Source organism: Vibrio sp. V42_P2S4T144 (assembly GCF_009904715.1).
Lineage (GTDB): Bacteria > Pseudomonadota > Gammaproteobacteria > Enterobacterales > Vibrionaceae > Vibrio > Vibrio alginolyticus.
The window spans coordinates 1-9603 of sequence record NZ_WXWS01000650.1 but is presented as its reverse complement, the minus strand read 5'-3'; the positions used below and the strand labels follow the sequence as shown (position 1 = coordinate 9603).

Here is a 9603-nt window from a genome sequence, read left to right as displayed (position 1 = left end):
ATGCAAGGCGAGCCTCTCTACAGTGAAGAAGTGCCGGTAATTCAATAACTAGGCTTTAGTTTTAAGTCAGTAAAGAGATAAGAAAGCGAGCAGATTGCTCGCTTTTTTTGTTTTTCCAATCCGCTTGGGTGTATAATCTTGCGCCTTAAAAGTGAGCTCAGACTACTTTTTGTGACTGAAACGCGGTTTTACTGCGTATGAAGTATTGAAGTTGAGTGTCACTCTTTGTTGATTGCGAAACTAACCTGCGAATTAGACTATGAAATTTATTGTAAAGCCCCATCCAGAAATTTTTGTAAAAAGTGAATCTGTGCGTAAGCGCTTCACAAAGATTTTAGAGTGCAACATTCGTAACATCATTAAGAGCCGCACGGAGTCTGTCGCGGTATTTAACCGTCGTGATCACATTGAAGTGACCTCTGAGAGTAACGAATTCCACGCTGAAGTTCATGAGGTTTTGACTCATACACCAGGCATTCACCACGTACTGGAAGTGAAGCAAACTGAATTTAAAGACTTGCACGATATCTTCGAGCAAGTGCTAGAACTCAACCGTGCTGCACTCGAAAATAAAACCTTTGTTGTACGTGCGAAGCGTCGTGGCAAGCATGACTTTACCTCTATTGAACTAGAGCGTTATGTAGGCGGTGGTTTAAATCAAGCGATTGAAAGCGCTAGTGTTAAGCTACGAAACCCAGACGTGACGATCAAGGTAGAAGTCTCGAACGACAAGCTAAACCAAGTATTGTCTCGTCATAAAGGCCTAGGTGGTTTCCCTCTGGGTACGCAAGAAGACGTGTTAAGCCTGATCTCGGGTGGTTTCGATTCTGGTGTTTCAAGCTATCTTCATATCAAGCGTGGTTCAAAAGTACATTACTGCTTCTTTAACTTGGGTGGTCCAGCACACGAAATCGGCGTTAAGCAGGTTTCTCACTACCTATGGAACAAATACGGTTCTTCAGCAAAAGTACGTTTTATCTCAGTTGATTTCGAGCCTGTGGTTGCGGAAATCCTAGAGAAAGTCGATGACGGCCAAATGGGCGTGATCTTGAAGCGTATGTTCATGCGTGCAGCAGGCATGATCGCTCAGAAGATGAAGATCGAAGCATTGGTAACAGGTGAAGCGCTAGGTCAAGTATCGAGCCAAACGCTAACCAATCTACGCCACATCGATAACGTAACAGACACGCTGATTCTGCGTCCGCTTATCAACTGGGATAAAGAAGACATCATCAATCTAGCACGTGAAATCGGCACAGAAGATTTCGCGAAGACAATGCCAGAATACTGTGGTGTTATCTCTAAGAAGCCAACCGTGAAAGCGGTGAAAGGCAAGCTAGAAGCTGAAGAAGAGAAATTCGACTTCAGTATCCTTGAGCAAGTGGTTCAAGAAGCTCGCATGATGGACATTCGTGATATCGCGAAAGAGTCTGAGCAAGCCGCACCAGAAGTAGAGCAAGTTCAAGCGGTAGAAGAGCACGCGGTTGTGCTAGATATTCGTAGTCCTGAAGAGGAAGACGATAACCCACTTGAAATCGAAGGTGTGGATGTGAAACATATCCCTTTCTACAAGCTGGGTACACAGTTTGGTGACTTAGACCAGTCTAAGACATACCTACTTTACTGTGACCGCGGTGTGATGAGCCGTCTGCAAGCGCTTTACTTGCAAGAGCAAGGCTTCAGCAACGTAAAAGTTTACCGTCCATAGCTGACTGATAAAATACGTTAAAAGGCGCAAATTGAGACATCAATTTGCGCCTTTTTTGTTTTTGATCGCGTTACAGACAACCATTACTTAGCATAATGTTGAGGCTTATCGCAAAGCCATACACTTTGTGTTGATATAACGATAATTAATCCGAAAGAAGAGTAATAAAGTGATATTGCTGCCAGATATGCGGATGAGATTTTTGATAGATAAAAAAACACCGCCTAATTTAGGCGGTGTAACAAATTTGACAGACAGGTCAAAAATAAATACAGGAAGTATATGTTTTGTCACAGGGAGTGTGGACAAAACATTATGGTAGAAATCTACCTAACTCGAAATACGAGTTTGCAAACACAACATCGCAACAACGAAGCCAATTGATTTCCAAAGAAATCAAGCCGTTCAGGCCCGTGTTGCGGGGTGAAATATAGAATTTATCTGGCTGTTCGACAACGGACATTTTATAATGTTTCAGATTAAAAAAACTAATCCTATTAGAGGTCCCATATGTCTCGCAGATTGCCTCCATTAAATTCGCTTCGAGTCTTCGAAGCGGCTGCTCGTCATCTCAGTTTTACACGAGCAGCAGAAGAGTTATTTGTTACTCAAGCCGCGGTCAGTCACCAGATTAAAGCGCTTGAAGAGTTCTTATCATTGAAGCTCTTCCGTCGACGTAATCGTTCTTTGTTGTTAACAGAAGAAGGCCAAAGTTACTTTCTCGATATCAAAGATATTTTCACCTCGATTGCGGAAGCGACAGATAAGGTGTTGGAACGTAGCGAAAAAGGGGCATTGACGATTAGCCTACCGCCGAGTTTTGCTATCCAATGGCTTGTACCTCGTTTGGCCGATTTTAATGCTCAAGAGCCCGATATCGATGTACGTATTAAAGCCGTAGATATGGATGAAGGCTCACTGACTGATGATGTTGATGTGGCGATCTACTATGGCCGAGGGAACTGGCCAGGTTTGCGAGCAGATAAATTGTACCAAGAGTTTTTGATCCCACTTTGTTCACCTTCATTACTTTTGGGTAACAAACCATTAGAATCTTTAAGTGACCTCAAATTACATACTTTGTTACACGATACTTCGCGTAAAGACTGGAAGCAGTTTGCTCGTCATTACAACATTGAAGGCATCAACGTAAACCACGGTCCTATTTTTAGTCACTCAACGATGGTGCTACAGGCTGCTGCGCACGGTCAGGGGGTCGCGCTCGGTAACAACGTACTCGCCAAACCTGAAATGGAAGCCGGACGACTCATTGCACCATTCGACGAAGTGTTGATATCCAAGAATGCATTCTATGTGGTGTGTCATGAACAGCAGGCAGATATGGGCCGAATCGCAACGTTTAGAGACTGGATGTTGGCAACCGCGAGAAAAGAACAAGAGGAAGTATTGGATGAATCACTGGATAGCTGAGGGGCCTGAAAACGGACCGCTGTTTATTTTTGCTCACGGCGCAGGTGCGGGGATGGAGCATGACTTCATGACAGCGGTCGCCAAAGGATTAGTGGAGCAAGGTATTCGTGTAGTGCGTTTTAATTTCCCTTACATGGTGAAACGTTCGGAAGATGGCAAAAAGCGTCCGCCCGATCGCGCGCCAAAGTTGCTTGAAGCATACAGCGAAGTGATCGCTCACTTTGCTTTTTCTCCCGTGGTTATTGGTGGTAAGTCAATGGGCGGTCGTATGTCGAGCTTGTTGGCTGAAAATGAGCTGGTGGCGGGCATTGCCTGTTTAGGTTTTCCATTTCACCCGCCGGGAAAGCCAGAGAAATACAAAGGCGAGCACTTAGCAACCATTGAGAAACCTACGCTGATTCTGCAAGGGGAGCGAGACACCTTTGGTAAGCGTGAGGAATTCGATGATTTCGTCCTTTCGTCGCAAGTAACTGTGAGCTTTTTACCTGATGGTGACCACAGCTTCAAACCGCGCAAGATCTCAGGTCATACTGAAGTGGGTAACATTACACTCGCGATAGAGCAGTTAGCGGCGTTTATAAAAGAGGTGTACAGTGAAAAGTAAGTGGTTACTCTCACTCTCTGGATTGTCTGGGCTGCTTTCGGTCGCTCTTGGAGCATTTGCTGCTCATGGGTTAAAAGCGACACTGGCCCCTTATTTGCTCGGTGTATTTGAGACCGGAGTTCTGTATCAATTTATTCACACGTTGGCGATTGTGTTTTGTGCCATTCTGCTTCTGCTCAATTTGGGACAAAAAGCACAAAAATATTTTTTCATTGCGGCGATTTGCTTTATTATCGGCATCTTTTGTTTTAGCGGCAGTCTTTACGCGCTGGCGCTGACGGGCATTAAGTGGTTTGGACCAATTACTCCTGTGGGAGGATTACTGTTCATGATTGGTTGGTGTCTGTTCTTTTTTGCTGCGTTCAATATCAAAGAGGTCTCCAAGTGAAACAACTAATGCTCTATTGCCGTTCTGGCTTTGAGAAAGAGTGTGCTGGTGAAATTCAGGACAAAGCGACACAGTTGGAAGTGTATGGCTTCCCTCGTGTGAAGAGAAACTCAGGTTATGTTGTCTTCGAGTGTTACCAAGATGGAGATGCCGACAAACTTGCGAGAGGTTTAGACTTTAAGTCTTTAATTTTTGCTCGACAAATGTTTGCGGTAGCAGCTGAGTTTCAATCGTTGCCAAGTGATGACCGAATTAGTCCAATTTTGAATGAACTAGCAGACATCGAAGCATTCCCTCGTTGTGGTGATTTGAGAATTGAAACGCCAGATACAAATGAAGCGAAAGAGTTACTGAAATTCTGCCGTAAGTTTACCGTCCCAATGCGTCAAGCGTTGCGCGGCAAAGGCTTAATGCTGAACAAAGATAACGCGAAAAAACCAGTACTGCACATTTGCTTTGTTGAGCCTGGCCACTGTTACGTTGGTTACTCTTACACTGACAACAACTCACAGTTCTTCATGGGTATCCCTCGCCTTAAATTCCCAGCAGACGCTCCAAGTCGTTCAACACTTAAACTGGAAGAAGCATTTCATGTCTTTATTCCACGTGAAGAGTGGGATGAGCGTTTGGCACCAGGTATGTGGGGTGTGGATTTAGGTGCATGTCCAGGCGGTTGGACGTACCAATTAGTGAAGCGCTCAATGTTCGTTCACTGCGTTGATAACGGCATGATGGCAGACAGTTTGATGGAAACTGGCCAGATCAAGCACCATATGGTGGATGGTTTTAAGTTCGAACCAGACCGCAAGAACGTAACATGGATTGTTTGTGACATGGTGGAAAAGCCAGCTCGTGTTGCTCACCTGATGGGACAGTGGCTGTTAAAAGGTTGGGCAAAAGAGGCCATCTTTAACCTTAAGCTGCCAATGAAAGGGCGTTATGACGAAGTGCTGCAAGACCTTGAAAATCTCAAGCAGTTCCTCATTGATAATAAGGTAAAGTTCAAGCTACAAGCTAAACATTTGTATCATGATCGTGAAGAGATCACGATTCATATCCAATGTCTGTCGAATATTTCACCTTACTAACTTTATTCCCTGAGTCTTTTGGGGATAGTGATTAGGATAGAAAAAGCGCCTTCAAATGGCGCTTTTTTAATATCTGAGGGTTTCATGGTGTGAAACTACCATCGGGCACTACTCCGCTTTGTTTGGCCCTAAAAAGCGAATATCTTGCAAGTTAAAGCCTAGTTCGATATCGCACTTTAAAGCGGCGACGCGTTTACATAAACGAGCAGATTCAATGTGCTCATCCAATTTTTTACGGTATTTCGGTACGAGATCTTCACTAGCGTAGGCTGCTTCAATACTCTCAAACTGAGTGAGAATCTCTTTCGCTGCTTTCGGGCCAATTCCAGGTACGCCCGGAACCTGGCTAGAGCTTATCCCTGTTAATCCCCAGTAATCCGCTAGTTGACTTGGTTTTACGCCGAACTCTTTTTCGAGAAATGGTTCATCTAACCAACGGTGTTGGAAATAATCACGGATTTGTAGGGTAGGGGAAAGTAGCTGGCAGTAACCTTTGTCTGTGGAAACGATGGTGACTTTTTCACCATGGCTGGCCACTTTCGTTGCGAGTGTAGCAACCAAATCATCTGCTTCATCGCCTTCAGACAGCAATGAATCAATACCTTGCTCCCACCACGCTTGTTGAATCGCATCTAACCCTTGCAGTAGTGGCTGAGGCATTGGTTTTCGGTTTTGCTTATAGTCAGGGAGAATTTCAGCGCGCCAACCTCTGTCTTGTTCGTGGTGATCAAAAACCGCGATGATGTGTGTCGGGTTGGCCTCTGACAGAATGCGAGTGAGGGTTCTTTGCGTTGTGGTTATGGTTCTTGCTATGTCGGTTGGATCTGGTTGTGCTGAGTGCACTCGGCGGATCAGGTTTAGGGCATCAATGATAACAAGATGAATAGACATAATGACTTAGCAATAAAAAAGGGGCGTAATGCCCCTAGTGTAACGAATGCTAGCCTGACTATCGACCACCAATTTCCGGGTGAGCGATTCGATAACACGGTTCGTAGTCTGAACCGCCAGGTAATTTCATTCGGTGCTGTTCGACAAAGTCTTTTAGCAACTTATCGAGTTTTTTCATGAGGACTGCGTCGCCATGAATGGTGAAAGGCCCTCTACGTTCTATTTCTCGAATACCTTCAGCCTTTACGTTACCTGCAACTATGCCAGAGAAGGCTTGACGCAAGTTGGCCGCTAAAACTTGCGGTTCTTGATCTAGGCTTAAATCCAATTGTTCCATCGACTCATGAGTAGGCTCGAATGGCAGTTGGAAGTTTGGCTCAATTTTCAATGACCAGTTAAAGCTGTACGCATCGCCTTTCTCTTTTCGGTGAAGGCGTACCGAGTCCATGGAGCGTTTCATAATACGAGCGACTTCTGCCGGGTCGTCAATGATGATCTCGTAGTGCTTTTGCCCTTCCTCACCAAGTGTGTCGCGAATGAACTCATCAATAGAGCGGAAGTACTCTTCACTCTCTTTTGGTCCTGTTAATACGATAGGCATTGGCTGATCGGCGTTATCCGGGTGCATCATGATGCCAAGAATGTACAGTAGCTCTTCCGCTGTGCCCGGGCCACCTGGGAAAATAACGATACCATGAGCCATACGGACGAAAGCTTCCAAGCGCTTTTCGATGTCGGGCATGATGACCAGCTCATTTACTATTGGGTTTGGTGGCTCGGCCGCAATAATCGAGGGTTCGGTTAAACCAAGATAACGTTGCTGAGTATAACGTTGCTTTGCGTGCCCAATTGCTGCACCTTTCATCGGCCCTTCCATTGCACCAGGGCCGCAACCTGTGCAGATGTTAAGTTCACGCAGGCCCAGTTCGTTACCCACTTCACGTGTGTACTGATACTCCACTCCATTGATAGAGTGACCACCCCAACATACGACAAGATTAGGTGCGATACCTGGAGTTAATGCTCTGGCATTACGAAGAATGCCGAACACGAGGTTCGTAATGTGAATTGGGTTAGTAAGGTTGAGCCGTTGGGCGTCTGCCAAATGCATGTTTACGTAAACGATATCACGCAATACGGAGAACAGATGCTCTTGGATACCTTTAATTATTTCGCCGTCAACAAAAGCGTGCTCTGGCGGATTAGTCAGCTCAAGCTTAATACCACGCTCACGACGCACGACGTTGACATCAAACGATTGGTATTTATCGAGCAGTTCTTTCGAGTTATCGGTATGGCTACCGGAGTTCAACACCGCTAATGTGCAATTACGGTACAGCTGATAAAGTTCACTCGAGGCTGTGTTCTTTAAGCGCTCTACTTCTAGTTGAGATAGCAAGTCCATGCTACCAGCGGGGCTTATATGGGTAATCATAACGCCTCCTTGTGTTGCATTAATTTGAGGGAAAGTACCAACTTACCTTTTGGGTGTTATACGTATGGTTTGATGAAAGGTAGTTGGCCGATTTGGTTTTATGGTTATCAACTCCCAAGCAACCTCAAGATGATACATTTGCCTTTTATAAATACATCATCTTGAAGTGACTTGGGTTTTTACAGCTTAGCAGACTAAAAGGGAAGAAATGTGATAACTCGTTGAAAATGGGTGGTTATAAAGCGTAGATTGCACCAAATTTGGTTTGTTTGCTCGCTTTTTGTACGAATCTTAGCTCCAGTTAAGCTGGTTTGTTCCACGTTTTTTAGCGTCCGCAAGCATCTTGCCAAGACGATCGAGCACATACTCTGGCGTATCGGACTCTTTGAAAGACGTCGATACAGCAGCTAAGGTAATCATGATATTTTGCTCACGGAACTTAAAGGGTAATTGGCTAATATCACGCTGGATATGCTTAATCAGATCCAGTGTGTATTCTTCAGATTGTTCCGGGACGAGTAGAATAAACTCCTCGCCACCAAAGCGAGCCACTGTTTCCGTATCTGATACGCGCTTATTAATAGTACGAGCGATGATCTTCAGCGCTTTATCGCCAGCCGTATAACCATAGCTATCATTCACCGCTTTGAAGTTGTCTACATCAAACAGCACAACACGAAGGTTTTGCTGAGAGCGAATCCAACGGCGATACTCTAGCTCTAGTCGATCGTTAAATGCAGTGCGGTTATAAACTTTAGTCAGCGGGTCGAGCAACATGCGCTGAGCTTGGTCATCTAAGCGTCGACGATAATCTTGCGTAGTTTCAAATACCGCTTCGAGTTGGTTCTTACTGTAAATCAACCGTTCTTGCAGCGCTTGCTCTCGCTCTTCCGTCATTTTCAGTCGCTCTGTAAGCGACGCCATTTTTTCGAGAAGAGGCGTGATTTCTTTTTTCACAACCGCGATATCTTGAGCTTGATTAAGTGACTTTTGGCTTAATTCAACCAAGCTGTTCATTTCTGTGTTGAGCTCTTGGCGGTGTTCAAAGTAGGTATGATGCTGGTCGACGTTCTGATGAACGGTTTTTAGGTTACTTGCGAGAGAAGTGTTCAGCTGATCAAGGAATTGGCTAGACGCCTCGCGCTCGAACTTTGTTGCTTCGACAACCAATTTCAGCGTTGATAGCGTAAGCTCAATGAGAGACTCGGCACTCACGCCAAGGAGCAACTTAGCGCGAATATCCAGCAATCTATCGCCTGATTCTCCCTCGAAATCCAGCTCTGTAATAGTATGTTGGAGGTCGCTGGCTAAGCACTCAAGCTGAGATCTGTCGGGATTGTTTTCAAATTCGCTAAGATGTAGACGTGAATTAGACGTGATGATTTTCAGAGCGCGTTCGTAAATACTCAGTAGCTTAGTGGCTTGATCAGCTTTATTGCTGGCGTGAACTTCAGAGAAACTCATCAGGTTCCGTAGTTCACGTTTTAACTGCGCAGGTAAGCCCGTGACACGTTGCAGTGTTTCAGCACTGTGCTTGATTTGTTCGTCAAGGTAACCGTTCTGTTTATCCATCGTCTTCGACTGCTGTTTGAGCATCCTCTCTAATACCGCTAAACGCGGGATAAGAGTGCTGATATCTTTTTGATGTTGCAGCTCTTGTTGGATTTCAAATAGGTAGTTGGATACCTGAGTATTCGAACCCTGGCAAGCTGAAGACAATGATGCCACAACGCGTTTAAGAACTTGTTGTTCACGTTTGAATTTGAGTGAAGTATCACGATGAGTCAGTCTGAGTTGGTCAAGTTGACAACTCAGCTGATGCAGCTGCGACTGAATATCGGATTCCAAGATTCCCATGAAGTGACTACGGTTAAGTCCATGTACTACTGACAATTATCTGATAATAACAAAAAACTTTATAGCGTCATTAGTTATTACGTTCAACAGGCGTTTAATTATCCATTTTTTAATATTTTCTTGATGTCGTCCTCATTCTTGTAGGACGAATGGATCTTGATCAGGCCTTGGCTAATGGCATGTTGACAGGCAGTTCTTATG

General features: G+C 44.8%; 8 protein-coding genes. 5 read left to right on the top strand and 3 right to left on the bottom strand.

What is annotated here, in order from left to right:
* Positions 1-259 precede the first annotated feature (259 nt).
* From thiI to rlmM, 5 genes are all read left to right on the top strand, one after another.
* A complete protein-coding gene (thiI, locus tag CAG68_RS21135; protein WP_161441620.1) occupies positions 260-1708 on the top strand; it encodes a tRNA uracil 4-sulfurtransferase ThiI in 1449 nt (482 codons plus the stop codon).
* Positions 1709-2218: 510 nt separating this feature from the next.
* Positions 2219-3139, top strand: a complete 921-nt coding sequence (locus CAG68_RS21130; protein WP_005383616.1) for a transcriptional regulator GcvA — start codon at positions 2219-2221, stop codon at positions 3137-3139.
* Complete coding sequence (locus tag CAG68_RS21125; protein WP_053306527.1) at positions 3120-3743, top strand: alpha/beta fold hydrolase; 624 nt, start codon at positions 3120-3122, stop codon at positions 3741-3743. Before CAG68_RS21130 ends, CAG68_RS21125 begins: the two co-directional genes overlap by 20 nt.
* Positions 3733-4131, top strand: a complete 399-nt coding sequence (locus CAG68_RS21120) for a DUF423 domain-containing protein (RefSeq protein WP_053306526.1) — start codon at positions 3733-3735, stop codon at positions 4129-4131. The genes CAG68_RS21125 and CAG68_RS21120 overlap by 11 nt, the downstream gene beginning before the upstream one ends.
* Complete coding sequence (gene rlmM / locus CAG68_RS21115; RefSeq protein WP_017820611.1) at positions 4128-5219, top strand: 23S rRNA (cytidine(2498)-2'-O)-methyltransferase RlmM; 1092 nt, start codon at positions 4128-4130, stop codon at positions 5217-5219. Before CAG68_RS21120 ends, rlmM begins: the two co-directional genes overlap by 4 nt.
* Before the next feature lie 108 nt (positions 5220-5327).
* On the opposite strand, the gene xni is transcribed toward rlmM, so the two are convergent.
* The 3 genes from xni to CAG68_RS21100 form a co-directional block, all read right to left on the bottom strand.
* Positions 5328-6110 (bottom strand): flap endonuclease Xni, encoded by a 783-nt coding sequence (xni, locus tag CAG68_RS21110; protein ID WP_053306525.1) that lies wholly within the window; start codon positions 6108-6110, stop codon positions 5328-5330.
* 58 nt (positions 6111-6168) lie between these two features.
* The gene (gene ppnN / locus CAG68_RS21105) at positions 6169-7545 is read right to left on the bottom strand and encodes a nucleotide 5'-monophosphate nucleosidase PpnN (protein WP_005383611.1); all 1377 of its coding nucleotides are present in this window, start codon (positions 7543-7545) and stop codon (positions 6169-6171) included.
* Between the two features lie 291 nt (positions 7546-7836).
* Positions 7837-9402: a diguanylate cyclase gene (locus CAG68_RS21100; RefSeq protein ID WP_161441619.1), complete on the bottom strand. Its 1566-nt coding sequence runs from the start codon at positions 9400-9402 to the stop codon at positions 7837-7839.
* Between the last annotated feature and the right edge of the window lie 201 nt (positions 9403-9603).